At 64.3% G+C, this 26,015-nt stretch carries 23 protein-coding genes and 1 tRNA gene; 8 read left to right on the forward strand and 16 right to left on the reverse strand.

From position 1 onward, the window contains the following. The first annotated feature begins 112 nt into the window (after nt 1–112). A complete protein-coding gene (locus tag SE92_RS24590) occupies nt 113–649 on the forward strand; it encodes a GNAT family N-acetyltransferase (protein WP_063199106.1) in 537 nt (178 codons plus the stop codon). Nucleotides 650–728: 79 nt separating this feature from the next. Further along, the gene (locus SE92_RS24595; protein WP_063199109.1) at nt 729–1,214 is read left to right on the forward strand and encodes a Crp/Fnr family transcriptional regulator; all 486 of its coding nucleotides are present in this window, start codon (nt 729–731) and stop codon (nt 1,212–1,214) included. On the opposite strand, the gene SE92_RS24600 is transcribed toward SE92_RS24595, so the two are convergent. From SE92_RS24600 to SE92_RS24610, 3 genes are read right to left on the reverse strand one after another with little or no spacing between them, the layout of a single operon-like run. Beyond that, nucleotides 1,153–1,980 carry a metallophosphoesterase family protein gene (locus tag SE92_RS24600; RefSeq protein ID WP_063199112.1) on the reverse strand — a complete coding sequence of 276 codons (828 nt, stop codon included), beginning with the start codon at nt 1,978–1,980 and terminating at the stop codon, nt 1,153–1,155. The two genes, SE92_RS24595 and SE92_RS24600, sit on opposite strands and share 62 nt — an antisense overlap. Nucleotides 1,981–2,040: 60 nt before the next feature. Continuing rightward, the gene (locus tag SE92_RS24605) at nt 2,041–3,111 is read right to left on the reverse strand and encodes a hypothetical protein (protein ID WP_063199114.1); all 1,071 of its coding nucleotides are present in this window, start codon (nt 3,109–3,111) and stop codon (nt 2,041–2,043) included. A gap of 3 nt (nt 3,112–3,114) precedes the next feature. Then, on the reverse strand, nt 3,115–4,410 hold the full coding sequence (locus tag SE92_RS24610) for an MBOAT family O-acyltransferase (protein ID WP_198172775.1): 1,296 nt from the start codon (nt 4,408–4,410) through the stop codon (nt 3,115–3,117). 433 nt (nt 4,411–4,843) lie between these two features. Here SE92_RS24610 and SE92_RS24615 point away from each other — a divergent pair, with 433 nt between their 5' ends. The 3 genes from SE92_RS24615 to SE92_RS24625 all read left to right on the forward strand — a co-directional run bounded on the left by SE92_RS24615 (nt 4,844) and on the right by SE92_RS24625 (nt 6,347). Further along, on the forward strand, nt 4,844–5,530 hold the full coding sequence (locus SE92_RS24615; RefSeq protein WP_063199119.1) for a DNA-3-methyladenine glycosylase I: 687 nt from the start codon (nt 4,844–4,846) through the stop codon (nt 5,528–5,530). Between the two features lie 26 nt (nt 5,531–5,556). Next, complete coding sequence (locus tag SE92_RS24620; RefSeq protein ID WP_063199121.1) at nt 5,557–5,850, forward strand: DUF1330 domain-containing protein; 294 nt, start codon at nt 5,557–5,559, stop codon at nt 5,848–5,850. A 203-nt stretch (nt 5,851–6,053) separates the two neighbouring features. Next, the gene (locus tag SE92_RS24625; RefSeq protein ID WP_063199124.1) at nt 6,054–6,347 is read left to right on the forward strand and encodes a hypothetical protein; all 294 of its coding nucleotides are present in this window, start codon (nt 6,054–6,056) and stop codon (nt 6,345–6,347) included. 92 nt (nt 6,348–6,439) lie between these two features. On the opposite strand, the gene dinB is transcribed toward SE92_RS24625, so the two are convergent. Beyond that, nucleotides 6,440–7,540, reverse strand: a complete 1,101-nt coding sequence (gene dinB, locus SE92_RS24630) for a DNA polymerase IV (protein WP_063199127.1) — start codon at nt 7,538–7,540, stop codon at nt 6,440–6,442. Nucleotides 7,541–7,583: 43 nt separating this feature from the next. Between dinB and SE92_RS24635 the strand changes: the two genes are divergently transcribed. Continuing rightward, the gene (locus SE92_RS24635) at nt 7,584–8,027 is read left to right on the forward strand and encodes a TspO/MBR family protein (protein ID WP_084251883.1); all 444 of its coding nucleotides are present in this window, start codon (nt 7,584–7,586) and stop codon (nt 8,025–8,027) included. Between the two features lie 93 nt (nt 8,028–8,120). After that, a complete protein-coding gene (locus tag SE92_RS24640) occupies nt 8,121–8,330 on the forward strand; it encodes a hypothetical protein (protein ID WP_063199130.1) in 210 nt (69 codons plus the stop codon). Between the two features lie 30 nt (nt 8,331–8,360). Here SE92_RS24640 and SE92_RS24645 read toward each other — a convergent pair. The 11 genes from SE92_RS24645 to SE92_RS24695 form a co-directional block, all read right to left on the reverse strand. Beyond that, nucleotides 8,361–8,437, reverse strand: a tRNA-Arg gene (locus tag SE92_RS24645). Between the two features lie 50 nt (nt 8,438–8,487). Continuing rightward, a complete protein-coding gene (locus SE92_RS24650; RefSeq protein ID WP_063199132.1) occupies nt 8,488–9,600 on the reverse strand; it encodes a sensor domain-containing diguanylate cyclase in 1,113 nt (370 codons plus the stop codon). Then, the gene (locus tag SE92_RS24655) at nt 9,600–12,722 is read right to left on the reverse strand and encodes a bifunctional diguanylate cyclase/phosphodiesterase (RefSeq protein WP_063199135.1); all 3,123 of its coding nucleotides are present in this window, start codon (nt 12,720–12,722) and stop codon (nt 9,600–9,602) included. Before SE92_RS24655 ends, SE92_RS24650 begins: the two co-directional genes overlap by 1 nt. A 174-nt stretch (nt 12,723–12,896) precedes the next feature. Further along, entirely contained in the window at nt 12,897–13,982 is a 1,086-nt protein-coding gene (locus tag SE92_RS24660) for a branched-chain amino acid ABC transporter permease (protein ID WP_198172777.1), read from the reverse strand. Further along, a complete protein-coding gene (locus tag SE92_RS24665; protein WP_063199140.1) occupies nt 13,979–14,989 on the reverse strand; it encodes a branched-chain amino acid ABC transporter permease in 1,011 nt (336 codons plus the stop codon). Before SE92_RS24665 ends, SE92_RS24660 begins: the two co-directional genes overlap by 4 nt. Beyond that, entirely contained in the window at nt 14,986–15,708 is a 723-nt protein-coding gene (locus tag SE92_RS24670; RefSeq protein ID WP_063199143.1) for an ABC transporter ATP-binding protein, read from the reverse strand. Before SE92_RS24670 ends, SE92_RS24665 begins: the two co-directional genes overlap by 4 nt. Then, complete coding sequence (locus SE92_RS24675) at nt 15,705–16,469, reverse strand: ABC transporter ATP-binding protein (RefSeq protein ID WP_063199146.1); 765 nt, start codon at nt 16,467–16,469, stop codon at nt 15,705–15,707. The genes SE92_RS24670 and SE92_RS24675 overlap by 4 nt, the downstream gene beginning before the upstream one ends. Nucleotides 16,470–16,691: 222 nt before the next feature. Beyond that, entirely contained in the window at nt 16,692–17,876 is a 1,185-nt protein-coding gene (locus SE92_RS24680) for a substrate-binding domain-containing protein (protein WP_063199148.1), read from the reverse strand. Between the two features lie 106 nt (nt 17,877–17,982). Further along, on the reverse strand, nt 17,983–20,010 hold the full coding sequence (locus tag SE92_RS24685; protein ID WP_063199151.1) for an acyl CoA:acetate/3-ketoacid CoA transferase: 2,028 nt from the start codon (nt 20,008–20,010) through the stop codon (nt 17,983–17,985). 509 nt (nt 20,011–20,519) lie between these two features. After that, nucleotides 20,520–22,256 carry a putative bifunctional diguanylate cyclase/phosphodiesterase gene (locus tag SE92_RS24690; RefSeq protein WP_063199154.1) on the reverse strand — a complete coding sequence of 579 codons (1,737 nt, stop codon included), beginning with the start codon at nt 22,254–22,256 and terminating at the stop codon, nt 20,520–20,522. A 210-nt stretch (nt 22,257–22,466) separates the two neighbouring features. Then, nucleotides 22,467–23,432, reverse strand: a complete 966-nt coding sequence (locus tag SE92_RS24695) for a sensor histidine kinase (RefSeq protein WP_063199156.1) — start codon at nt 23,430–23,432, stop codon at nt 22,467–22,469. A gap of 179 nt (nt 23,433–23,611) precedes the next feature. On the opposite strand from SE92_RS24695, the gene SE92_RS24700 reads away from it, so the two are divergent. Next, nucleotides 23,612–24,448, forward strand: coding sequence for an SDR family NAD(P)-dependent oxidoreductase (locus SE92_RS24700; RefSeq protein ID WP_063199158.1), 837 nt, complete (start codon nt 23,612–23,614; stop codon nt 24,446–24,448). 109 nt (nt 24,449–24,557) lie between these two features. Here the strand turns inward: SE92_RS24700 and SE92_RS24705 are convergent, their stop codons facing one another. Continuing rightward, nucleotides 24,558–25,934 carry a cytochrome P450 gene (locus tag SE92_RS24705; protein ID WP_063199161.1) on the reverse strand — a complete coding sequence of 459 codons (1,377 nt, stop codon included), beginning with the start codon at nt 25,932–25,934 and terminating at the stop codon, nt 24,558–24,560. Between the last annotated feature and the right edge of the window lie 81 nt (nt 25,935–26,015).

Consider the following 26,015-nt stretch of genomic DNA (forward strand, 5'->3'; position numbering starts at 1 on the left):
ATGAGAACATGGTGTTCGTTTTCAGCCGCATGATTGGCAGCTCCGTCCAAGCGGACGGTGCGCGGCCTCGGCTAGGTCTGCAAGTCCCAGCAACCCGCCGAAAGCATCACGCATGTCACAGCTGTTTCCGCCAGCCGTCGTCGAGCCGGTCGAACTGGCCGACGCCGCGGGCATGGTCTGCATCAGGACCGCCGGCGCATCCGACGTGGAGAATCTGTCGGTCTATTTCACCGGCCTTTCCGCGACATCGCGCAACAAGCGCTTCAGCGGCGCGCGGGCGGACCCCGGCGTGGTCGCGGCCGAATGCATCGCCAGGAGCGGCGGCCTCGACAATTTCACCTTGCTCGCCGAGCTGAGGGCGGAGGGCCGGGGCACGATCATCGGCGAGGCGTTGTACGCCTACGATGCCACGGTCCGGCATGGCGAATTTGCCATCTCGGTCGCCGATGCCTTCCAGCGCAAGGGGCTCGGCCTTCAGATGCTGACGGCGATGGAAACGCGTGCGATCGATCTCGGGCACGAGATGATCGCCGCCGAGACGGCGCGCGCCAATGCCGAGATGCGCGGCCTTGCGAAGAAGGCGGGTTTCAACGACACCGGGCTCGGCGATTGGCAGTCGGTCCACCTCGCAAAGCGCTTGTCGCGTTAGCTCTGCGCGCTGATTTGCCGCCTGGCATGGATCGTGCTCTAGTGTCCGCAGGTATCCCAGCGGCGGGAGCTTTCGCAGGATGCGCGCGGTTCTAGATTATTGCAGTGGCGGGACCGAACGGCATGTCGAGGCCGGAGCGGTCGTCGTCACCGAGGGCGGCACCACCGGCCATCTCTACGTGCTGATGCAGGGCAAGCTCGAGGTACTCAAGGGCGAGATGGTGGTCGCCACCGTCACCGAGCCCGGCGCGGTGCTGGGTGAGATGTCCGTACTGCTGGGGCAGCCGCATACCGCGACGGTACGGGCCTGCACCGACTCCGTCATCTACGAGTTCGAAGATGCCGCCTCGTTCCTCAAGCAGCAGCCGGGCATCGCGTTGCTCATCGCAAAGATGCTGGCGCAGCGGCTCAACGTCGCCAACACCTATCTCGCCGATCTCAAGCGGCAATATGCCGGGCACGGCACACACCTGGCCATGGTCGGCGAAGTGCTCCAGAGCATGATCAACCTGCCGCCGCTCGAGGTTTCGCCCGGCTCGGATCGGCAATCCGATCCAAGAATGTGAGCCAGTCCGGCGGCGCAACGATGGGCGCGGCGGGCCGCTGCAGCGGCGCATCAAGGTCGATCCATTGCGCCTCGCCGGCTGCAAGCCAGAACGCCTTGTCGGCGTCGAGGTCGAGCACGATGTAGGTTGGAGGACGGCCGGGTTGCAGGCCGGCGTTGAAGATCCAGCTCTCGCCCAGCCGGTCGAACCACGAGCCATCCTTGATGAAGGGCGACTGGTGCACGTGGCCCGAGATCACGATCGACGGCTGGTACTGCTTGATCCATTGCACCAGCTCGACGTCGCCGAAGAAGCGCTTGCCGCCCCAGCTCGTCGGCGAATCCGCCGGCGGCGCGTGATGGGCCCAGATCCAGCGTCGCAGCCGGCCGGAAGCGGCGTCGCCGAGCTGGGCGATGAGGCGCTGCTTGACCAGCGGTCCGTCCCACCACGGGCACACCGTGAACAGGGTGTCGCCGATGGCGAGGCTGTCGCCGTCGCAGGCAATGCCGATGTCGCGCACCTCCGAAATCCAGCGCGAGATCTTCTCGCCCTCCGCATTGCGCTCGTCGAGATCGTGATTGCCCGAGCAGAGGATCACGCGGGTCTTCGCCGCAAGCAGCGCAAGATACTTCTTCACCACCACGATCTGGGCCCGGAAATCCACCATCGAGCCGATGTCGAGCGCATCGCCGGCGAAGATCACGAGGTCGAATTGCGGAGCCGCGCTGACGAGCCAGTCGAGCTGAGGCAGCGAATAGTGCAGGTCGGCAACGACCAGGCAACGCATCGAAAATCCATTGGTCAGAGAAATCGAATTGCTTGCAAATTGGCGGTGCCAGCCAGCCGATCAATCGCTCGCCCGATGTTTCTCGAGGATTCCCCGATCGGCCAAAGTCTTCGCCAGTTGCTCAGTGTAGATCATCCGCGCCCATCGATGCAAATGCGAGGGATAGTGCGCATACAGGATGTCCAGCATCACGGCCGGGGTATCCAGGAATTGCGATTGATCGAGGCCAAGCCGAGCCGCAATCCTTTGGCCCGCCTCGGTGTGGAAGCTCTGCGGGCCGCCCTGAGCATTGACGGAATTGACCGGCGAGATGACGAGATAGACCTTCGACCGGTCGAGCTTGGACAGCGTCACGGACAGGGCGTCGAGCGCCTTCTCGAATTCCGCGTTGATCACGAACGGTTTCGAGGCGGGGAGCGGCTTGAGAAGAACGTGGCCGGGCAGCGTGGCCTTGAAAGCTTCCAGCGAAGGAATATCGAGCATTCGGTTGGGCTCGACCGCGCCACCGTGCTCGCTCCATATGGTCGAAATGAACTGGTCCTTGCCGCCGTAATAAATCGCATAAGCGCCCGGCAGCGGGGTGTACACGGCGCGCTCCATCAGCAGTCGGATATATTCGAGACCGCCGGCCGGAAAGGTCAGGCCGGAAGGAAGTTCGAAACGGTCGTTCCTGATGAAGGCCGGCCACTCATTCCATCTTGGATCGCGCTCGAACTGGATCGGATTGAACACCAGAATGAGCTTCTTGGGCTGGCGACCGCGGGCGACCATCTTGTCGAGCATGGCGCCGTAGCCATCCGGGCCAACATAGCCAATGGTGCAGAACGCCTCGACGCTGGATCCCGGAAACGCGTGCAACAAGGTCGGGACGTGAATCCCGAACAGGCAAGAGCTGTCGCCGAGAAAGGCGAGATCGGATGCAGGCAGCCGCTCCGAACGCCTGATCTGCTCGAGGACGATGTAAGTCTCGATTCCGCGAGACCATTGATGCTTGCTCCGCCAATGGATGAAACTTGCGATCCCGAGGATCAGAGCCGTCAAGACTGCGACGGGAACGAATCTGCTTGTAACAAGCCGAAGCGCCTTGATCAGCGGCGAATTCATGATCTGCTGGATCGCGCGTTTCAGCATGGCCTAGAACTGAAAATAGATGAAGGTTGCGTTGACGTGCCCGGACGCCGCGATCGTCACAGCCGCCAGGGCCGCAAACAGCGGATACTTCATCCATGCAGGGCGGCGAATCAGGAAATAGTCCCCGTGCGCCTGCAACTGCCATTCCAGCAGCATCAACGGGGTCGCCAGCGATAGAACCGCGAGCGTGACGGCACTGTGCACCGGAGCCCATTCCCAGTTCTTGAGCGCACTGAGCATGCCGACCAGCAAATTCCAGTTTGCCGCTCGAAAGAGAAACCAGCCGACGAAGACGACCAGCATGGTGACGGCCCAGCCGGCGCCGCGCGCAATCGGCGAAAGCGACTCATCTCCGCCGGGCACTTTTCGCCAGAGCGCAAGCACGGTGCCATGGAGCAGTCCCCAGAGAACGAACGTCCACGACGCGCCGTGCCAGAGGCCTCCCAAGGCCATGGTCAGCATCAGGTTCCGGTTCGTGATGGCCTCGCCACGACGGTTTCCGCCGAGGGGGATGTACAAATAGTCCCGTAGCCATGTGCTGAGGCTGATGTGCCAGCGCCGCCAGAATTCGCTGATCGAGACCGACCAGTAGGGGTAACGGAAGTTCCAGGTTAGCTCGAAGCCGAACAGCAGCGCGACGCCCTTTGCGATCAGGCTGTATCCGTTGAAATCGGCGTAGATCTGGATACCGAAGGCGATCGTGGCGAGCACGACCGACCAGCCGAAGGGCTGTTCCGGAATGAAGAGCGTGTCGACGATCATCGCCAGGCTGTCGGCGACCACGACCTTCATGGCGTAGCCGTAGATCAGGAGCCAGAGCGCGCGGTCGGCATGATCGGCCGTAAATTGTCGCGGCTTCGAAAATTGATCGAGAAGATTGCTGGCTCTTTCGATCGGACCCGCCACGAGTTGCGGGAAGAACGCCTTGAAGGCGAGAAACTTGACGAGGTCTCTCTCCGCGACATGTTTGCCGCGATAGACGTCCACGACATAGGCGATGCCCTGGAAGGTGATGAAGGAAATGCCCAGCGGCAGGATGATGCGCAACGTCGGCAGGTTCGGTTTGAGACCCGCGTGTTGTGCAATCGTCACGAACGAATCGACGAAGAAGCTGAAGTACTTGAATATCGCGAGCACGACGATCGCCACGGCGACGGCGGAAAAGACCAGAAGCTTTCTTGTGTGCTCGTGAGGGCTCGCGGCGATCAGAATCGCCGCGGCATAATTGACGACGGAAATCCCGACCAGCAAAGGCAGAAAACGCCAGTCCCACCAGCCGTAAAAGACGTAGCTTGCCACGAGGATGATGACGTTCTGGAGCGCGAGTCTGGAGGTGGCGTGATAGAGCAGGAAGGTCGCGGGAACCAGACAGAGGAACGCCACGGAGACAAAGGACATTGCAGCAATGGTTCACATTATTGGGTCGCGCCGCCGCTCGTCGTTCTGCTCAGTCTGAAAACGATGCGAGCGGAGGGTGCTACCGGGATTGCGCAGATAAACCACGGGCCAGCGAGGCGGTGACTGAGGCTGCTTCACTTGCGGAGGCATCCAATAACAACTAAGAGATGAAATCAACCGCCATTCGCGGGCGTGTCTGGTCACGGGCGACGTCGTCTGCCGAGCGCTCGATCAACGGCACTTGGCGCAACGGCATCAGGCTTTTTCTCACGGAGGAACTGGACCTGCGGAGCGAATTCTGATGTCGTGACGGACCCTCAACGCGGATCTCCGCATGACCTCCTTCAAGACCATTCGCGCCCGCGCCGAGAAGCGCAAGGGCGGGCCCAAGGCCCTGGACAAGCTGATGCCGGCAAAGCCGGACCTCAAGCGCCTGGCCAAGCTCGGCGACGACCGCGTCCTCGCCGAAATGACCAAGCGGGTATTTTGCGCCGGCTTTGCCTGGAGCGTGATCGAGACGAAATGGGACGGCTTTGAAGAGGCCTTCCTGCATTTTCAGCCGGCCAAGCTCGCCTTCCAACCGGAAGACTATTGGGAGGGCCTGTTGCGCGACGCCCGCATCGTGCGCAACGGCGCCAAGATCATGTCGGTGCGCGACAACGCCGCCTTCGTGCAGGCGATCGCGAAGGAGCATGGCAGCTTCGGCAAGTTTCTGGCGAAATGGCCTTCGTCCGACGAGATCGGCCTGCTCGATCTCCTCGCCAAGCGCGGCAGCCGGCTGGGAGGCAACACCGGGCAGATGCTGCTGCGCTTCGTCGGTTGGGACGGTTTTGTGACGTCGAAGGATGTCGTCGCCTGCCTGCGCGATGCAGGCCTCGACATTGCCGAGGAGGTCAAGTCGAAGGGCGATCTCGCCAAGGTGCAGGCGCAGTTCAACGCCTGGGCCGAGGAGACCGGCCTATCCTACACCCATCTGTCGCGCATCTGCGCGCTCTCGGTCGGTGAGAACCGCAGCGAATAACCCTTATAACGACCTGGAGAAGAACAATGGCAAAAGCCTATTGGGTTGCAACCTATCGTGCGATCAAGAACCCCGATGCGATGGCGGCCTATGCCAGCGTGTCGCGCCAGGCCATCGAAGCGGCGGGTGGCCGCGTGATCGCGCGCGGGATGCCGGCGGCCGTCTTCGAGCTCGGCCAGATGGAGCGCGTCGTTCTCATCGAGTTCGACAGCGTCGCGAGCGCCAAGGCGGCGTATGAGAGCCCGGCCTACAAGGCCGCGCACGACCTGCTCGGAGATGGCGCAGATCGCGATATCCGGATCGTCGAAGCTGTCGATTAGCGCGCCTCCACGGGACGGATCGTGCGCATTCTGTGGCGATCTCGTGCCGCGAGCGCGGCGGATGCAACGCGCGATCACAAAATACATTTCGCCGGAACATTTGCGCGCAGCTCCTGTTCGGACCAGAGCCAGGCGGACAAGGGTGCAGGGAACGCGCGCTCCCGCCCTGGCCAATGAAACCGGACACAGAAACGGAGCAGCTCATGAAGCTCACATCCGAACAGGTGAAGCAGACCGTCAACCAACTCGGCGCTCAGGTGCTGCCCGACGAACATCCCGCCATGCCGCAGCTCAACAGCATGTTCGGCGAGCACACTTTCTTCGTCGATGAAATGGGCCTCAAGGTCCTCGAACCCACGGCGTCGCCCGGTGCCGATCGCCAGAGCGGCGAAGTCGTCAGCCTCGCCGATTGGGGCGATTCCGACCTGACGCGCCTGATGGCGCACGAGCCCGAGCCGACCGGCGTGATCGTGGTGTTCGAGCACGTCAGGCATTGAACGGCCGAGCGAATCGGTTGTCATCGGTGGCGGGTCTGAAAAATCCCGCCACCGTCGGTCGCTCGTCACGCGGCATGATCGTCGCGCCTCACTCAGATGCCCAACGTCAGCTGCGGCTCCGGCTCGCCGCCGGCCTGGAGCGCGGACAATGACACTCCGAGCAGCCTGACGCGCTTTGGCAGCGGCATCTCGGCTTCGAGCAGGCCGCAGGCCAGCCGCTTCAGTTCCTCACGGTTCGCAACCGCCGCAGGCACGGACCTGCTGCGCGTGATGATCTCGAAGTCGGCGAACTTGATCTTCAGCGTGACGGTGCGGCCGCGGTTGCCGGTGGTCTCGCAATGGCGCCACACCTTGTCGACGAGCGGCTCGAGCTCGGCGGCCAGCGCGCCATACTCGGTGAGATCAGTCGAGAACGTGTTCTCCGCGCCGATCGACTTGCGAATCCGGTTGGCCCGGACCGGCCGCTCGTCGACGCCGCGCGAGATCCAATAGTAATAGGCACCCGACTTGCCGAAATTCGCATTCATGAACTCCAGCGTCTGGTTGCGGATGTCGAGACCGGTGAACAGGCCGAGTGCGTTCATCTTCGCAGCGGTCGCCGGTCCGATGCCGTGGAACTTGCCGACCGGCAGCGTCTCGACGAAGGCGGGCCCCGTTTCCGGCGAAATCACGAACTGACCGTTCGGCTTGCGATGATCCGAGGCAAGCTTCGCCAGAAACTTGTTGTAAGAGATGCCCGCCGACGCATTGAGGCCGGTCTCGGCCCTGATCTTCTCGCGGATCCGCAGCGCGATGTCCCGCGCCAGCTCGATGCCTTGCAGGTTTTCGGTGACGTCGAGATACGCTTCGTCCAGCGACAACGGCTCAATGAGGGGCGTGTGCTCGGCAAAGATCTCGCGGATCTGCCTGGAGATCGTCTTATAGATCTCGAAGCGCGGTCTGACGAAGATCAGATCGGGGCATTGCCGCTTTGCCGTCACCGACGGCATCGCGGAGCGGACGCCGAATTTGCGGGCCTCATAGCTCGCGGCCGCGACCACGCCGCGCTCCGCGGAGCCCCCGACCGCCACCGGCTTGCCGCGCAGCTCCGGATTGTCGCGCTGCTCCACGGACGCATAGAAGGCATCCATGTCGATATGGATGATCTTGCGGACAGGCCGGGCCTCGCCGCTCGTCGTGTCGGATTCGCGCATGAGACAATGATACAATTGCGCAAAGAGAAGCGCGAGGTGACGGATGTTTCAGCTATTGGTCTTCGTGGTGGGCGTGGTCGGCATCGGCTGGCTGATCGGCGCGACCAACCTCCCGGGCGCGTGGTATGCCGGCCTCGCCAAGCCGGATTTCGTGCCGCCGAACTGGGCGTTCCCGGTGGCCTGGACCATTCTCTACATCATGATCGCGGTGGCGGGTTGGCGAACCTTTCGCCGTGAACCATCCGGCAAGGCGATGCTGGCCTGGGCCGCGCAAATGGCGCTCAATTTCGCCTGGTCGCCGGTCATGTTCACGATGCACCAGATCGGCGCCGCGCTCGTCATCCTCGTCGGCCTGTTCATCGCGATCGTGACCTATGTCGCTCTGGAGATGTCACGCGACCGACTGGCAGCCGCGTTGTTCCTGCCCTACGCAGGCTGGGTCGCGTTTGCCGGCGTGCTCAATGCGGCGATCTGGCGATTGAATTGAGACTTTCGATCTCGAACCGTTCAAACAGCAGTCTCAGGCTTGTGAGTGGCAGCCACGGGCATGCGACCTAATATGAGCCGCGGAGGACAGCCCATGCAATACAGCTCCGAGCTCATTCAGACGATGCGTCACGCCCTCGAAACGGTGATGGCGAGCGTGCCGGCCCATCAATCGGTGTTCGGCCTGAAAGCGGCCGTCGCCGAATGTATCCTGAACGCGGCCGCGCATGGCCACACGTCATATGACGGACTGGTGACGGTTGCCTCGGACCAGGTCCAGACGATCATCTCGATGCTGACGTGAGGGGGAGGGGTGCACGACCGGTCAAACGACTGGCGCACCCGACACGATTCGAACGTGTGACCTTTGCCTTCGGAGGGCAACGCTCTATCCAGCTGAGCTACGGGTGCAGTCGAGGTTCATTTAGCCGATTGGCGAGGGGGGAGCAACCGCTTCCCGCCTATCGCGCGCGAGCTGATTTGCGCTGGAAAGGCGCCGGAACCCCCTCGGCCCGCCGGCCCAGGGCGGCGAATTCGGCCAACACCCTCTCGGCGCAGATGACGCGGTTGCGGCCGAGCCGCTTGGCGACGTAGAGCGCCTCGTCGGCCGCGCCCAGCAGCCGATCCGGACCGCCATCGGCCCCGCCGGGAATGTGGCTGGCGACGCCGACGCTGAGGGTGACGTGGTCGCCGGCGCCCGTGGCGCCGTGGGCGATCGCCAAGGCCATGACGGCGCCGCGGATCTCCTCGGCGATGACGCAGGCGCTGTCGCAATCCATATCGGGGAGGATCAGCGCGAACTCCTCGCCGCCATAGCGGCTGGCGAGATCGAGCGGACGCACGGCATGCCGGCTGACGACGGAGGCGACCGCGCGCAGGCATTCGTCGCCGGTCTGGTGGCCGTGATGGTCGTTGAACAGCTTGAAATGATCGACGTCGACGAACAGCAGCGCCAGCGGCTTCTGGGTGCGGTGGGCGCGGGCCCATTCGCTCATCAGCATCTGGTCGAACGAGCGGCGGTTCGACAGGCCGGTGAGGCCGTCCTTGGCGGCGAGCTCCTTCAGCGCCATCTCGGCGCGCTTCTGGTCGGTGAGATCGCGCAGCGTCTCCACCACGGCGATCAGATGGCCGGCCTCGTCGTGGATGGGGCCGGCGTCGATGGCGAGATAGAGCTGGCTGCCGAGCTTCGGCATCGTGCACCAGTTCTCCGCGGAAAAGCCGAGCCCGTTATGGCCGCGCGCCGCATATTCCGAATAGAACTCCGGCAGCTGCTCCGGCCGGTCGAGCGCGACCAGGTCGGCAAGGCAGGGACGCTTGGTCTCGTAAAAGGCCTGCCAATGCTTGCTGGTCCCGATCACCTCCGAGGCGGCGAGGCCGGTCAACCGCTCGCAGGCCCTGTTCCAGATCACGACGCGGCGCTTCGGGTCGATCACGAAGGTCGGCACCACCAGATGCTGCATCAGCCGCACGGCATAGGAATCCGCGACGTCGACGGTCTTGACCCCCGTCTTGCGTGAAGTCTTTCCCGGCGACTTGCTTGACGGCCTGCTCGACGGTTTCCCTGGCTTCGTCATCAGGCCACCGCCGCCACCGGCAGGACTCCGGACCCGCCGCCGCCCGGGCCGAACAATTTCCGGACCTCGCTGGCCGGCTTCGGCGGGCTGAACAGATAGCCCTGCATCTGGGTGCAGCCGAGCGCGCGCAGCAGGTCGCGCTGGGCCTCGGTCTCCACCCCTTCGGCGACCGTGGTCATGTTGCTGGCGGCCGCGATGTTCACCACCGCCTGCACGATCACGGGTGCGCCGCTCGCCTCGGCGATGTCGGCGACGAAGCAGCGGTCGATCTTGATCTTGTCGAACGGGAAGCGCTTGAGATAGCTGAGCGAGGAGTAGCCGGTGCCGAAATCGTCTAGCGCGATGCGCACGCCGATCGAGCGGAGCTGATGCAGGATCGAGAGCGCGGCCTCGTCGTCGCGGATCAGCACGGCCTCGGTGATCTCGAGCTCGAGCCGGCGCGGGTCGAGCCCGGAGGCGGCGAGGGCGCCCGCGATCCGCAGCGCCAGCGTGTCGCATTTGAGCTGCACGGGTGACACGTTGACCGCGACGCGCACATGCGACGGCCAGGTCGCGGCCTCGTTGCAGGCCATGCGCAGCACCCAGTCGCCGAGCTCGTTGATCAGGCCGGTGTCCTCGGCGACCGGAATGAACTCCGCCGGCGACACCATGCCGCGCTCGGGATGCCGCCAGCGCAGCAGCGCCTCGCAGCCCGAGACCTCGCCCGAGCGCAGGTCGACCAGCGGCTGATAGTGAATCTCGAAGCCGCCGTTCACTAGGGCCTGCCGCAGATCCTGCTCCATGCTCAGGCGCGCCTTGGCGCTCGCGTCCATCGCCGGCTCGAAGAAGCGGTGGGTGCGACGCCCCTGTGCCTTGGCGCCGTACATCGCGAGATCGGCGTTCTTGACGAGCTGGTCGAGATCGGTGCCGTCCTGCGGCGCCAGGGCGATTCCGATGCTCGCGTCGGTGGAGAGCTGATGGCCGAGACAATGATAGGGCTGCCGGATCGCCTGATAGATGCGGGTCACGAAGGACAGCACATCGGCAGGGGACTGGATTGCGGCCTGGATCACGGCGAACTCGTCGCCGCCCAGCCGTGCGATCAGGTCGCCCTGCTTGAGGCAGCCGCGGAGTCGTCCGGCAATCGCCTTCAACAGCTCGTCGCCGACGTGATGGCCGAGCGAATCGTTGATGCCCTTGAATTCGTCGATGTCGATGTAGAGCAGCGCGAACTGTCCGCCGTCGGCGGCCTTCGCCAGCTCGCGTTCGATCTGCTCGCGGAACAGCGCGCGGTTCGGCAGGTCGGTCAGCGCATCATAATGTGCCATGTGCGCGATCTTCTCGTCGGCGCGCCGCCTCTCGGTGACGTCCTCGACGACGTTGATGATGTAGCGTGGCTCGCCGGACTTGTCGCGGATGCCGATCCTGCGGGAGGTGATGTAGCGCCGCCCGATGGCCGGGGTATTCCAGATGTGTTCATCCAGGAACAGGCCGTTCGGCGATTGCAGCAGCTTGTCGTCATCCCGGGTGATGATCTCGGCGTCTTCCGCAGGATAAAGGTCGAACGCCGTCCTGCCGACGATCGTCTCATGGGTCTCGTCGAGCTGCTCCTCGGCGACCTGGTTGGCCAGGAGGTAGCGCCGCGTCTGGGCGTCCTTCACGGTGATGCGGGAGGGGATATGGTCGATGATCTCGCGCAGGAACGTGTAGTTGCGGTCGCGCTCCTGCTCGAGGTTGCGGCGCTCGGTGACGTCCTCGATCGTGGCGACCCAACCCCCCTGCGCGAGCGGGGTGTTGATGACCTGGAAGGCGCGGCCGTTGGCGAGCTGATGCGTGCGCGTGGAGACCGTGCCTTCGGCAACGACCCTCATGACATCAGCGCAGAACGCCTCGACATCGCCGTCGAACGCGCCGCGCTCCTTGCGATGGTTCATCGCCTCGCGGATGTGACAGCCCGGCTTGATGACGTCGTGGGAGAGGCCGAACATCTCGGCATAGCGGCGGTTGCAGGTGACGATATATCCGGCGGCGTCGTAGAGGATCAGCCCCTGGGTCATGTTGTTGAGGGCGGTGTCGAGCCGCAGCCGCTCGGCTTCCAGTCGCTCCTGCGCTTCCCGGTTCTGCCGGTTGATCAGGCGAATGATCAGATAGAGGATGAGCGCGATGACGGCTGCCGAAAGCGCGGCGGTCGTGACCATGAAACTGGTTTGCTGCCGCCAGTCCGCCAGGGCCGCGGCCGTCGTGTTGGTGGCGAGGATGACCAGCGGGAAGTGCGTTAGCGATGCCGCCGAGCCGAGCCGCTCCTCGCCGTCGACGGGGCTCTTGCCACGGAGCGTCTGCTGGCCGCCTTGGGCCAGCACCTTCTGCATCAGCGGCGCGTCCTTGAAGTTCCGTCCGATCAGCTCCTCGCGATGCGGATAGCGTGCGAGCAACTTGCCTTCGCGGTCGAACAGCGAGATCGCCGTTCCCTCGGCAAGTGCGACAGATGCGAAATAATGCTGGTAGCTGTCAGGATCGATCCGGCGGACCATCGCACCGAGGAACGCGCCGTCGGGGCCGTTCAACCGGCGAGCGACGATCGTGGTCCATTTGTTGATGATGAAGCTGCGCACGGATTCCAGCAGCACCGGCTCGGCCTGCGGATTCGTCTTGAAGGTCTGAAAGTAGGCCCGGGACGAGACGTTGATCTTGGGCAGCGGCTGGGCTCGCGACCAGTTGATGAGCTCGCCGTCGGCATCGTAGATCGCGATGTCGCCGAGATAGGACACGGGGCTGATCTTGCTGCGCAGCATCTGGTGCGCCGCAGTCCCCGACATGCGCTCACGGAACATCGCCGGCGAGGTGATCTCCATCAGGTTCATCTGCCCGATCAGATCGGCGGCGACGATGTCGGAATCCTCGAATTGCTGGTCGAAGTGCCGCGCGATCAGCTGCACGGTGTTTTCCAGCTCGCGCTCGCGATTGGCCAGGGTACGCTCGCGAAACTCGCCGACGGCGACGGCCGTCACGGCGAAGATGCCCGAGACCAGCAACACGCCGCACAAGGTCAGCCACAGGACCGGACCACGCCGCGCCAAGACCTCCCAGCCGTTCCTTGCGGCTAGAGACATTGCGGCTGCCACCGTGGAAAAGACCTGGCGCATTCCCCCTCCCTGGAGGAACACGAATACACCGCACAAATGGCCTAAACCTTAGGAAAGCCAGTTACCTAAGCATTAATCCAGTTGCGCAGTCGCGTCCGTATGCAGCGCAGCGGGAATCGCGTCGTGGTTGTGCGGTGTGCGCGGCAATCTCCGCGCTGCATCATTAACGGCGGCTTAATGCGAGCCGCCGCCACTCTTGTCGCCGGCGGGGTTGCGCAGCCGTCCGACTACGCCGGTCGGAAAGAAGTAGACGCTGGCGATGAACAGCAGCCCGAGCCACAGCAGCCAGCGGTCGGGGTGCAGCAGCCCCGGCAGCAGCGGCAGGCCGGCTTCCGAGGCCGCCTGGGAGGCGACGCCCATCAGCGACTGCAAATAGTTCTGCGCGAGAATGAAAATGCTGGCGCCGATGATCGCACCGTAGATCGTGCCCATGCCGCCGATCACCACCATCAGCAGGATGTCCAGCATGATCGAAAAGCTGAGCGAGGTATCGGGACCGGCATAGCGCAGCCACAGCGCATTCAGGATGCCGGCGCCGGCCGCGACCAGCGCGGCCAGGCAATTGGCGTAGGTCAGGTGGAACACCGTTCGGAAGCCGAGCGCCTCGGCGCGAAAACGGTTCTCGCGGATCGCCTGCAGCACGCGCCCGAACGGCGAGTTCACGACGCGGAGCAGGGCGAGGATCATCAGGGCCGAGACGGCGAACACCAGGTAGAAGGTCAGGATGCGGCCGTTGATCTCGAAGCCGAACAGGTTCTTCGAGATCAGCACGGTGCCGGGACGCAGCAGCTCCGGCAGCTGGAAGCTGCGCCCGTCCTCACCGCCGGTCAGCCAGGACAGCTGCGAAGCCAGCACTTGGAAGGCGGAGGCGACCGCGAGCGTGATCATGGCGAAGAAGATCGCAGCGACGCGCAGCGAGAACAGCCCGATGGCGAGCGCGAGCAGGGCTGCAAGCGGCAGTCCGACGACGATGCCGGTCGCGACGGCGGCCCAGTTCGGGCCCATCCCGTACAGCGCGATCGCGATCGCGTAGCTACCGATGCCGTAGAACATGGTGTGGGCGAACGACACCGAGCCGGTATAGCCGAGCAGCAGGTCGTAGGAGGCGACCAGCGCGGCGAAGACGCAGATCTTGGCCGCGACGTTCAGCGCCTTGGCGCCCGGGAACAGGAACGGCGTCGCCGCCAGCGCCAGGATGATGAGAACGAGAACGAGCGTGAGGACACGGCTGCGGGGCGGATCGCCCGAGAGGATCATCATCGGCTGGTCACCGCATAGAGGCCGCGCGGCCGCCACATCAGAATGGCGACCATCAGCAGGATGTTGGAGACGAGGGCGAGTTTCGGCACCAGGAAGCCGCCGTAATTGGCGACCATGGCCACGAGGATCGCGCCGATGAAGCAGCCGCCGATCGAGCCAAGCCCGCCGATGATGACGACGACGAAGATCAGCACGGTGAGCTCGTCGCTCATGGAGGCGTGGACCTGCTCGCGATAGAGCGCCCACATCACGCCGCCGAGGCCGGCCAGCGCCGATCCCGTCATGAACACGCCGAGGAACAGGCGGCGGATGCGATAGCCCAGCGCCTCCACCATCTCGCGGTTCTCGACGCCGGCGCGGATCAAGAGGCCGAGCTTGCTGCGATTGAGCACGAGCTGGATCGCGATGAAGATGGCAAGGCCGATCAGCATCGCCAGCACGCGGTACTTTGCAATTGCGACCTCGCCGAGGATGAAGGAGCCGCGCAGCGAGGCCGGCAGCGGCATCGGGATGATCTGCGGCCCCCACAGCGCATAGAGCGTCTGCTCGGCGACGATCAGGCCGCCCGTGGTCATCAGGATCTGCTTCAGGTGCTGGCCGTAGACGGGGAGGATCAGCACGCGCTCGACGACGAGGCCGAGTGCGCCGGATACTGCCATCGACAGCAGCGCGGCCGGGGCGAGCACCGCGAGGTTCATCCACAGCGAATCCGCCTGGATCGAGGCCGCGAACGGTGCCAGCACCAGGGTCGCGACATAGGCGCCGACGGCGATGAAGGCGCCATGGCCGAAATTGAGCACGTCCATCAGGCCGAACACCAGCGTCAGGCCCGAGGCCATGATGAAGATCATCATGCCCATGGCGAGGCTCGCCGCGGTCAGCGTCAGCCAGGAGCTGGTCGAGCCGATCAGCGGGATCATCAGGAGCGCGAGCGCGATCGGCAGCAGGATCGGCGCGATGTCGCGCTTCGGCTTCGGCAGCGGATCGGTTGCGGCAAGGTCAGTCACTGATGCGCCTCCAGGCTCAAGCCGAGCAGCCGCTCCTGCAACGGCACGTCGGCGGCGAGCGCCGCCATCTCGCCGCGATGGACGATGGTGCCGTTGTCCATCACCAGCACGTTGTCGCCGAGCTCGCGGGCGGCGAAGAAATTCTGCTCGACCAGCAGGATGGTGGCGCCCTTGCGCTTGATCTCCCTCAGGCACTCGATCAGCGCCATCACGATGGCGGGCGCGAGGCCCTTGGTCGGCTCGTCGATCAGCAAGAGCTTGCGCGGCTCGATGATGGCGCGCGCGATCGACAGCATCTGTTTTTGCCCGCCCGAGAGACTTCCCGCGCGCGACAGCCAGAACCGGCGCAGCGCCGGGAAGAAGCCGAAGATCCATTCCAGCTGCTTGTCGTCCAACGCAGCGTCCCGCGCGGCGAGGATCAAATTCTCCTTCACCGTGAGGTCGGAGAACACCGCCATGCTCTCCGGCACGTAGCCGACGCCGAGCCGTGCGATGTCCGGCGTGGCGCGGCTCTCGATGCGCTGGCCTGCGAGGCTGATCTCGCCGCTGGAGGCCTGCCACAACCCCATGATGGTACGCAGCGTCGTGGTCTTGCCGGCGCCGTTGCGGCCGAGCAGCATCGTGACCTGCCCTTGCGGGACGGCGAGATCGATGCCCTGGAGGATGTGATAGCGGCCTATGTGGGTGTGCACGCCGGAGAGTGTGAGCAGGTCTGTCATGCTGCGCTCTTCGGTGCGACGCCGAGATAGGCTTCCTGCACGATCGGCGAGGCGATCACTTCGGCCGGCGGCCCGTCGGCGACGAGCTGGCCGTTATGCAGCACGATGATGCGGTCGGCGAGCGAACGCACCACGTCCATCTTGTGCTCGACCAGCAGGATGATTTTGCTTTTGTCCTGCTTCAGCTGCGCGATCAGGTTGAGCACGACGGGCACCTCGTCGATGCTCATGCCGGCGGTCGGCTCGTCGAACATGAAGACCTTCGGCTCCAGCGCGATCATCAGCGCGACCTCGAGCTTGCGCTGGTCGCCATGCGACAGTGCGGTCGCGGCGACGCCGCGGCGGCTGCCGAGCGCGACCTGATCGAGGATGGCGTCGGCGCGCGCGATCAGGTCACGGCGCACCATCCAGGGCCGCAGCATGTCGTAATGGGTGCCGTTCGCCGCCTGCACCGCGAGGCGCACGTTCTCTTCCACGGTGAGGTTCGGAAACAGGTTGGTGAGCTGGAAGGCGCGCCCGAGACCCGCACGGGTCCGCAGCGGCGCGGAGTGCTGGGTGATGTCGGTGCCGCCGAACAGGATGCTGCCGCTGGAGGCGCGCAACTGACCCGAGATCAGGTTGAAATAGGTGGTCTTGCCGGCGCCGTTCGGCCCGACGATCGCTGTAAGCTCCCCCGGACGGAATGTGCAGGAGACGTTGTTGACCGCGACATGGCCGCCGAAGCGGATGGTGAGGTCACGGGTTTCGAGGGTGAGCGTCATTGAGAATCTACAAATGGTGAAACGGGATATATCCGCGAGTCACGTTGCGCTCCCTCCCCCGCTCTTGTCCGCCGAAGCCTTGGCGAAGGCGGATGCGGGGGAGGGTTGGGGAGAGGGCTGTCTCCACTTGCGAGACCCCCCAAAAGGAGAGAGCCCTCTCCCGGCCTCTCCCGCACGCGGGAGAGGTGAAGCAAGAGGGCCGCACCGACGACGCCGACATCTCTACCGCTTGTTCTTGATCGGAACGTCCATGTCCTCGATCTTCAGCTCGCGCACCGGCTCGAGGATCGCCCAGGCGACGTTCGGATCGACCTTGACCTTGAAGGCATACATGCTCTGCAGCGCCTGATGATCTTCCTTCCGGAACACCATCTTGCCCTTCGGCGTGTCGAATTCCAGGCCTTCCATGGCCGTGATCAGCTTCTCGCTGTCGGTCGACTTCGCCTTGGTGACGGCGGCGACGACGGACATTGCGGCGGCAAAGCCGCCCGCGGTGAAGAAGTCCGGCGGCGCGTTGAAGCGCTTCTGGTGCTCGGCCACCAGCCAGTCGTTCACCGGGTTCTTCGGGATCTCGTAGAAATAATAGGTCGCGCCTTCCATGCCGGGCAAGCCCTTATAGGCCGCGAGCGCCGGCAGGATGTTGCCTCCGGTGGAGAGCTCGATGCCGTAGCGCTTCGGGTCCATGTCCTGGAGCTTGGCGAGCGGATTGCCGGCGCCGGCCCAGATCACCCAGATCACCTTGCGGCCCGGCTTGTCCTTCAGCGCGTCGAACAGGCGTTGGCCGACCGCGGTGAAGTCGGTGGTCGAGGTCGGGGCATATTCTTCCGCAGCTAGCGTCGCGCCGGTCTTGGCCAGCGCCTCCTTGAAGGCGGCGACGCCGTCGCGTCCGAACGCATAGTCCTGCGCCAGCGTCGCGACGGTCACGCCCTGCTTGCCGATCGCGACCGCGTTGGAGATCGCGTCCTGCGAGGAATTGCGCGCGGTGCGGAAGATGTAGCGATTCCATTTCTCGCCGGTAATCTGGTCCGCGACGGCGGGCTCGACGATCAGGATCTTCTTGTTCTCCTCGGCGACCGGGAGGATGGCCAGCGCGGCGGCTGACGAGGTCGTGCCGATCGCGATGTCGGCTTTGTCGTCCTGATAGGCTTCGGCGAGCGCGGCCTTCGCAAGGTCCGGCTTGCCCTGGTCGTCCTTGGTGATGATGACGATCTTGCGACCGTCGAGCGTCATCGTGCCCTTGGTGGCGTATTCAAAACCCAATTTCAGGCCGGCCTCGGTCTGCTTGGCATAGGCCTCGAGCGGACCGGTCTTGCCGTAGATCAGCGCGACCTTGAGATCGTCGGCTCGTGCGGAGGCGCCCGCGGCGACCGCGAGAATGGTTGCTGCTATGATGAGTGGTCGACGCACGATGGTCCCTCCTGATGTAAAGTTTCTCTGCAACAGCGATTTGCACAACACTACGAACATTGCAATCGAACCTTCCGGTCGAGTATTTCGGCCTTTCGAACCTGCATCATTTTTGAGCTGGCCGCGCATTGCCGGCTCCCTCGGCCTGACGCCGGTCCGACTGCGCCTCGTCGGCGCTTTCGAAAATATGCGGCGCAACGCCGCGCTTCTCCAGCGCTTCGCCGAGCTTGATACGCAGGAAGCCCGACGTGGTGTAGCGCGACACGCCGGAATAGAAGCGGTCGACGAGGCTGCGCACCATGGCCGAGTAATCGTCCATCAACTCCGGCAGGATGGAAAAATTGTCATAATTGACGATGGCGTAGACCCGCCGCCCGAGCGGCGCGAGCTTGGCCTCGACGATGGAAGCGATGGTGTCGATCTCGGCCTTGCTGCGCAGCGGATAGCGCTCGAGATTGACGAAGAACAGGTTCTGCTGCTCGTCCAGCGTGAAGCGCTGGTCGAGCGGAATGGTGAGCAGCCGCTCGCGCAGATCCATCAGGCCTTCGCCGAAGATGCGCGCATCCATCAAGGCGGGATCGCGCGGGATCAACGGCTTGAAATCCATCAGGCGCAGAATGTCGCGCTCGACGTCGATGCCGGGCGCGATTTCCGTCAGCTCCAGCCCGTCGGGCCTGAGCTCGAATACGCAGCGTTCGGTGACGTACAGCGCGCGCTGCTTGCGCGCGGCCGCGAACGGGCCGCTGAAAGTGACGTGCTCGACGTGACCCACGAACTTGCGCGACTTGGCCTCGTCGAGAATGACGAGCTTGCCGTCGTTCACCGCGATGCGCTGCTTGCCCGCGCCGAAGGTGCCGACGAAGATCACCTCCTTGGCGTTCTGGCTGATGTTGATGAAGCCGCCGGCACCGGCGAGCTTCGGTCCGAACTTGCTGACATTGAGGTTGCCGGCGCGGTCGACCTGGGCGAGCCCGAGGAAGGCGGCATCGAGCCCGCCGCCGTCATAGAAGTCGAACTGATAGGGCTGGTCGATCACGGCCTGCGTGTTGATCGCCGCGCCGAAATCGATGCCGCTCGCGGGGATGCCGCCGATCACGCCGGGCTCCGCCGTCAGCGTGATGAGATCGATGATCCGCTCCTCGTTGGCCACGGAGGCAATGCCCTCGGGCATGCCGATGCCGAGATTGACGACGCTGTTGGCCTTCAGCTCCAGCGCGGCGCGACGCGCGATGATCTTGCGCTCGCTGACCGGCATTACCGGCAACGAGGTGGCACGAACGCGGATCTCGCTCGAGAAAGCCGGATTGTATGGCGTGCCAAAGGTCTGCCAGTGATTCTCTGGCCTGGCCACCACGACGCAGTCGACCAGGATGCCGGGAATCTTGACCTGGCGCGGATTGAGGCTGCCGGCCTCGGCCACGCGCTCGACCTGGGCGATGACGATGCCGCCGGAATTATGCGCCGCCATGGCGATGGCGAGCGCTTCCAGCGTCAGCGCCTCCTTCTCCATGGTGAGATTGCCGTCGGGGTCGCCAGTGGTGGCGCGGACGATGCCGACATTGATCGGAAAGGTCTTGTAGAGCAGGCAGTCTTCGCCGCCGATCGTGATCAGCTCGACCAGATCCTCGGTGGTCCGCGCATTCAGCTTGCCGCCGCCCTGCCGGGGATCGACGAAGGTGCCCATGCCGACGCGGGTGACATGGCCGGGGCGGTGCGCGGCGATGTCGCGGAACAGGTGCGTGATGACGCCCTGCGGCAAATTGTAGGCCTCGATCTGGCCCGAGATCGCGAGCTGCTGCAATTTGGGCGCAAGGCCCCAATGTCCCCCGATCACGCGCCGGACCAGGCCTTCATGCGCGAAATGGTTGAGGCCGCGCTGCTTGCCGTCGCCCTGGCCCGCCGCATAGACCAGCGTCAGATTGCGTGGCTTGCCCTGCGTATAGGGTGCGTCGCCCTCGTGGGAGAGATAGAGCTCCTCCAGCGCGATCGCGATCTCCTCGGCAAAGCCGATGCCGACGAAGCCGCCGGTCGCGACCGTGTCGCCGTCGCGAATCAGCATGACCGCCTCCGCCGCGGTGACCACCTTGCCCTTCTCGGAATTGCGCAGGTAAGGCAGAGCTGGGTGATGGCTCACGGTGGTCCTCCCGATCCCTTCGACTGTATGCCGATGTTGGTTGATCCTATCGCGGGGAGCGCTGCCGGAACAGCTCGCTCCTCGCGACAGGCGGCATGATCAAGACATTCAGTCCTGAACTATCTTGCGTGTTTCGGTCGCGAAATAGACCGGACCGATGGAGAGGAGCCCTGTGCCGGCCTCCGTCAATCCGCCGTCGTACATTCGGTGTCATCGCCCGCGAAGGCGGGCGATCCAGTATTCCAGAGACGCCAGCGATTGAATCGAGAAGCTGCGGCGTACTGGATCGCCTGCGCGGGGAATGACAGTGCTACTTGGAGAAGCAGCCTGCCGCCTCATCCTCCGTCATTGCGAGGAGCCCCTGCGGCGAAGCAATCCAGAATCCCTCCGCGGAAAGGCTCCGGATTGCTTCCGCCTTCCAAGGCTTCGGCGAACAAGTCGCTGCGCTCGCAATGACGACGCGGGATGTGACGGAATCGGCGGGGCGCCGGGTGGTCGAGCAGCGCGGCCTACCGCCGATATCCGCTCGCGCGCGAATAGCCCTGGCGGTTCTGCTGGGTCGGCCGGTTCGCCACGCTGGCGCGCGACTCGCTCGAGGCCGGTGTCGCGAGCTTCAACTCCTCCAGGAAGATCGGCCGCGAGAAGTAATAGCCCTGCGCGTAGCGGATCTTGGTCGCGGCCTGGAGATAAGCGAGCTCTTCGTAGGATTCGAGGCCCTCGGCGATCACGGTCATGCCCAGCGCTTCGCTCAGGGATTCGATCGCGCGCAAGATGCCCTGGTTGCGCGGACGCTTATGGATGTCGGTGATGAAGGAGCGGTCGATCTTGATCTCGTCGGCGGTGATGTCGGCGAGCGCCGACAGCGAGGAATAGCCGGTGCCGAAATCGTCGATCGAGATGCCGACGCCGAGCTTGCGGAACATCGGCAAGATCTCGGCCTGGAAATGATTCTTGGCGACGAAGGCGTCTTCCGTCACTTCGATCATGAAACGCTGGGGAAAACCGGTCTCGTCCAGCGCCCGCGCGAAGCTGCGCATGAATTCGGGATTGCCGGCCTGCTTGGCGGCGACGTTGATGCTGATGGTCGCTTCGGAGCCGAACGTCTCGTTGATCAGGTCGATTGACTTGACGATCTCGGCGAGCACGAGATGAGTGAGCTCGTCGATCAGCCCGAGCTCGCTGGCGAGGTTGATGAACGAGCCGGGCGCCTGGATCACGCCTTCGTCGTCGCGCAGCCGCACCAGCGCCTCGATACCCTTCACGGCCTGGGTGCGGATGTCGACCTTGGACTGGAACGCGCAGCAGAAGCGTTTTTCGAGGATAGCAAGCCGCAGCGACTGCTCGACCTTCATGCGCGCCTGCGCCTCGCGCTCCATGCTGGAGTCGAAGAAGGCGGCCAGTCCCTTGCCGTCGTTCTTGACGCGGTACATCGCGATGTCGGCGTTCTGACGCAGTGTCTCGAAGCTGCGGCCGTGATCGGGATAGAGGCTGATGCCGACCGAGGTGGAGGCGAAGACCTCCGAATTGTCGATGAAGAACGGCGCCGTCAGTCGCTCCAGCGTCGACTGCATGAATTCGGCGACCTCCTCCTGGCTCTGGATCGGCGACAGCAGCAGCAGGAATTCGTCGCCGGAGATGCGCGAGAGCATGTCGGAATCGCGCAGGTCGCGTCCGAGCCGCTTCGACAGCTCGACCAGCAGCGCATCGCCGACCGCGTGGCCGTAATAGTCGTTGATGTGCTTGAAATTGTCGACGTCGAGGAAGGCCAGCGCGAAGCGCTCGCCGCCGCGATCGGCCATGAGCAGGTTGTTGGCGCGATGCTCGATCACGCGCCGCGAGGGCAGTCCGGTCAACTCGTCGAAATAGGCCGAGCGGAACAGCTGGTCCTCGAAATTCTTCTGCTCGGTGATGTCGGAGGACGCCGAGATCAGCAGCTCGCGTCCGGCGAAGCGAACGGGACGGTGGGTCGTGAGCAGCACCTGGCGCGCGGCGCCGCCATGAAGCGCCTCTTCGGTGACGACGGGTTGGCCGGCGCTCAGAGCCTTGCGGCAGGCTTCGCGGCGCGGCTCCAGATCGGGCGAGGGGCGGCTGCCATCCATGCCGAGCTGCGCGGCCGCGGCGTCGTTAACCAGCAAAAGCTCGCCCTGCGCGTCCTGCACGGTCAGGCCGGCCGGCAGCATTCTAACGATTTCCTTGAGAAAACCGAGCTCGGCTTCACTCGCGCCGGAATATCTGTTGTCGTTCATAGAAGTCATGAATCTTGTTGTTTCAGCGCGCCTTTGCAATGGACGCGATCTTGCGCGGTTCCCTCTTAAGTTTGGTTAAGGGGTCAGGAGAAATACGGGGGTGTTTTGCGGCGATGCGACGCGCGCCGACGATCGTCATTAACAGAGGGTCAACGTCGCTTGCGAAACGGCGATTGAAGCGCGGGTCGCGCTTTCGCTTGGCGCGCGATGCTATTCGCTTCGCGGGATCCGGCATTGCATGATGCAATGCAGGCCGGTCTTCAAGTATGAGATCTCGGTTCTGCCGTCGAAGGCCGACAGTGCCGATTTCAGCAGCTTGGTGCCGAAGCCGGGCTCGGCCACCTTGTCCACGCTCGGTCCCTCGGTTTCGTCCCAGGTGACGGTCAGGCGGTCGTCGCTGACGGTCCACGACACCTGCAACAGGCCGCTCGGTGAGGAGAATGCGCCGTACTTGCCTGCATTGGTGGCGAGCTCGTGAAACATCAATGACAGCGTGACGGCGAGCTTCGGCGGCAGGAACAGTCGCTCGCCATTGAGCGTGAAGCGGACATGGCCGTAGGGGCCGAGCTCGGAGATCAGGAGATCGCGGATATCGCAGCCGGCCTTGTCGATGCGCGAGATCAAATCGTCGGTCGCCGCCAGCGAGCGCAGCCGTGGATCAATCCGGGTCCAGACCTGCGGCTGGTCATGCAGCACCTGGTGCAGCACCGCATGCACCGTCGACAGCTTGTTCTTCAGCCGGTGCTGCAGCTCGTCGACCAGCAGCTTGCGATAATCCTCTTCCTCGATCAGGCGCTTGGAGATCCGGCGCTGCTCGGCCAGCATGGTGCGATAGTGCTCGACGCCCCAGATGGTGAGCGCGCAGACCGCCCAATAGAGGGCCAGCAGGGCAAATCGTGCACGATCGGCAAAGGCATCGCCGAAATTCACGACGACGCCGAGCATGCCGCCGGCAATTGCGGTCACGATTCCGATCCGGAAACCTCCGAACGCGGCGGCAAAGAACACGGCCGGAAAGTAGGGGGTGAAGTAGACGTCGGGCCGCACATGCGCCAGAGCCCAGCGCGCCAACGTTGCAACCACAAGGCAGGCCACCGCGAACGCAACGCTTAGGCCGAGCGATGGCGGGGCTTCGCCCTGCCAACCTCTACGGAATTCGTCGATCAGCTTCCCCATGCGCAGCCCAGTTGCGATATGCGTTCGAAAATCGAGCGGCCCGCGAAGATGTTACGCATCCCGTCCGCACAAGCATAGCTTGCCTTGTCGCAGACAGGCAGGGATAGTGGCGCCCGCGGCGATGGCAGCCGCCGATGTTCGCCATTTGGCATCAAATCGTTCGAAAACAGGAACATTCCATGGGCAGGCTGGACGGCAAGGTTGCAGTGATCACGGGGGCGACGAGCGGGATCGGATTGCGCACTGCGGAAGTCTTCGTTGCCGAAGGTGCCAAAATTGTGATCGCGGGCCGGCGTGTACCGGAAGGCGAGGCGCTGGCGAAGCAGCTGGGGGCCAATTGCATCTTCCGCCAGACCGACGTGACGGTCGAGGCGCAGATGCAGGCCCTGATCGCGCTGGCCGTGGACAGATTCGGCCGGATCGACTGCCTGTTCAACAATGCCGGCGGCCCGGCGCAGACCGGCGGCATCGAGCGCCTCGAGGCCGAGCGCTTCGACGCGGCGATGGCAACCCTGGTGCGCAGCGTCATGCTCGGCATGAAGCACGCCGCGCCCCACATGAAGAAGCAGGGCAGCGGCAGCATCATCAACAACGGCAGCATCGCCGGCCGCCTCGCCGGCTTCTCGTCCTCGATGGTGTATAGCGCGGCCAAGGCGGCGGTGATCCATCTCACCAAATGCGTGGCGATGGAGCTCGGCGAGTCCAATGTGCGCGTCAATTCGATTTCGCCCGGCGCGATCGCGACCGGCATTTTCGGCAAGGCGCTCGGGCTCTCGACCGATGCCGCGGAGAAGACGCCGGCGGTGATGCGCGAAGTCTACAAGTCCGCGCAGCCGATCCCGCGTGCCGGCCTGCCTGACGACATCGCCCAGGCTGCGGTGTTCCTTGCCAGCGACGAATCCAGCTTCATCAACGGCCACGACCTCGTCGTCGACGGCGCCATGACCGGCGGCCGCAACTGGAGCCAGCAGCAGCAGGGCTATGTGGCCCTGCGCAAGGCATTCGATCAGGGGTAGCCGATAGCGCGTAGGGCGGATTAGCCGCAGGCGTAATCCGCCTCTTCGCCTCCGCAGAGACAGAAGTGGCGGGTTACGCCTGCGGCTAACCCGCCCTACAAAGCAACGCCTAAACCGCCTTCACCCGCACCCTCAACCCGTCGCGCGGCTTCGGGATCGGCCAGATCTGCCAGTCCGGCTTGTAGCCGGGCTCCAGCGACACTTCGAGGTTCTGCAAGAAGTGCCGCGCGAAGCACTTCGCCTGCATGTAGGCGAAGTGCAGGCCGAGGCACATATGCGCGCCGCCGCCGAACGGAACCCAGGCGAAGCGGTGGCGGCCGCGCTGGGCCTCCTCGGTGAAGCGCATGGGATCGAAGCGGTCCGGCTCCGGCCAGATCTCCTTCATGTGATGCGTATAGAGCGGATTGACGCCGACCGCCGTGCCGGCGGGGATCGCGAATCCCCTGAAGCTAAAATCGCGCATGGCACGGCGCGGCATCGAGGGCACCGGCGGCCTGATCCGCAATGCTTCCTTGAACGCCATCTCGGACAGCGGCATCTTTTCGAGATCATCGAAACTGCTCGGCGCGCCGGGAGCGAGCCCGAGCGCGAGCACCTCCGCGCGCAGCCGGTCCTGCCAATCCGGATTGGCGGCGAGCTCGCCGATGAAGGAGGTCAGCGACGAGGTCAGCGTGTCGTGCGCCGCCATCATCAGAAAGCTCATGTGGTCGATGATGTCCTGCTCGGACAGCAGCGCGCCATCTTCATGGGTGGCGCGGCAGAGCTGCGAGAACAGATCGTCGCCACCGTGATTACCGCGCCGGAGCGGAATCTGCTGGCGGAAATAGGCGACGATGCGCTTGCGCCCCGCGACGCCGCGCGCCATCTGCGTGCCGGGTAGGGGACGGCGGATCGGGGCGACGGCGGCCGCGACCATGTCGACGAAGGCGCGGTTGATCTCGTCGACCTCCGGCCCGATGTCGGCACCGAGGAAGGACGCCGCGGCGAGATCGAGCGTGAGCTGCTTCATCGCCGGATAAAGTTGCATGTCGCCGGGCTTGGCCTTCCACTGCGCGACGCGCGCGGAAATACCGCGGTCGAGGTCCGACAGATAGGACTTCATCGGGCCGGATTTGAACGCGACAGACAGCGCCTTGCGATGCAGCCGGTGCTCGTCGAAATCGAGCAGCATCAGCCCGCGCGGAAACAGCAGCCCCAGTACCTTGTTCCAGCCGTGCGTGGACGAGAACAGCTTCTGCTGGTCGAACAGCACGAGCTCGTTGGCCTCCGGCCCGAGCAGCACGACATTGGTCTCGCCGAAGAAATGCGTACGGTAGACCGGACCGTATTTGGCGCCGTTGGCCTCGATGTGCCCCTTGGGGTCGGCCAGCACCTGCAAGGTCTTGCCGATGATCGGCCAGCCTTCGTCGCCGGGAATATGCGTCAGGGCGTTGCGTTTGGGCGCGGTGTAGTCGGGCCCCGTTGCGGCCACATTCTGCATCGACATCACGATTGCTCCGATTGGCAGGCACCGCGAGCATAACACGATCCGGACGCAGTGAGCCGCCGTCGTGTAACGCACAAAATC

Origin of the sequence: Bradyrhizobium sp. AT1, from assembly GCF_001590795.1 — a bacterium.
GTDB lineage: Bacteria > Pseudomonadota > Alphaproteobacteria > Rhizobiales > Xanthobacteraceae > Bradyrhizobium.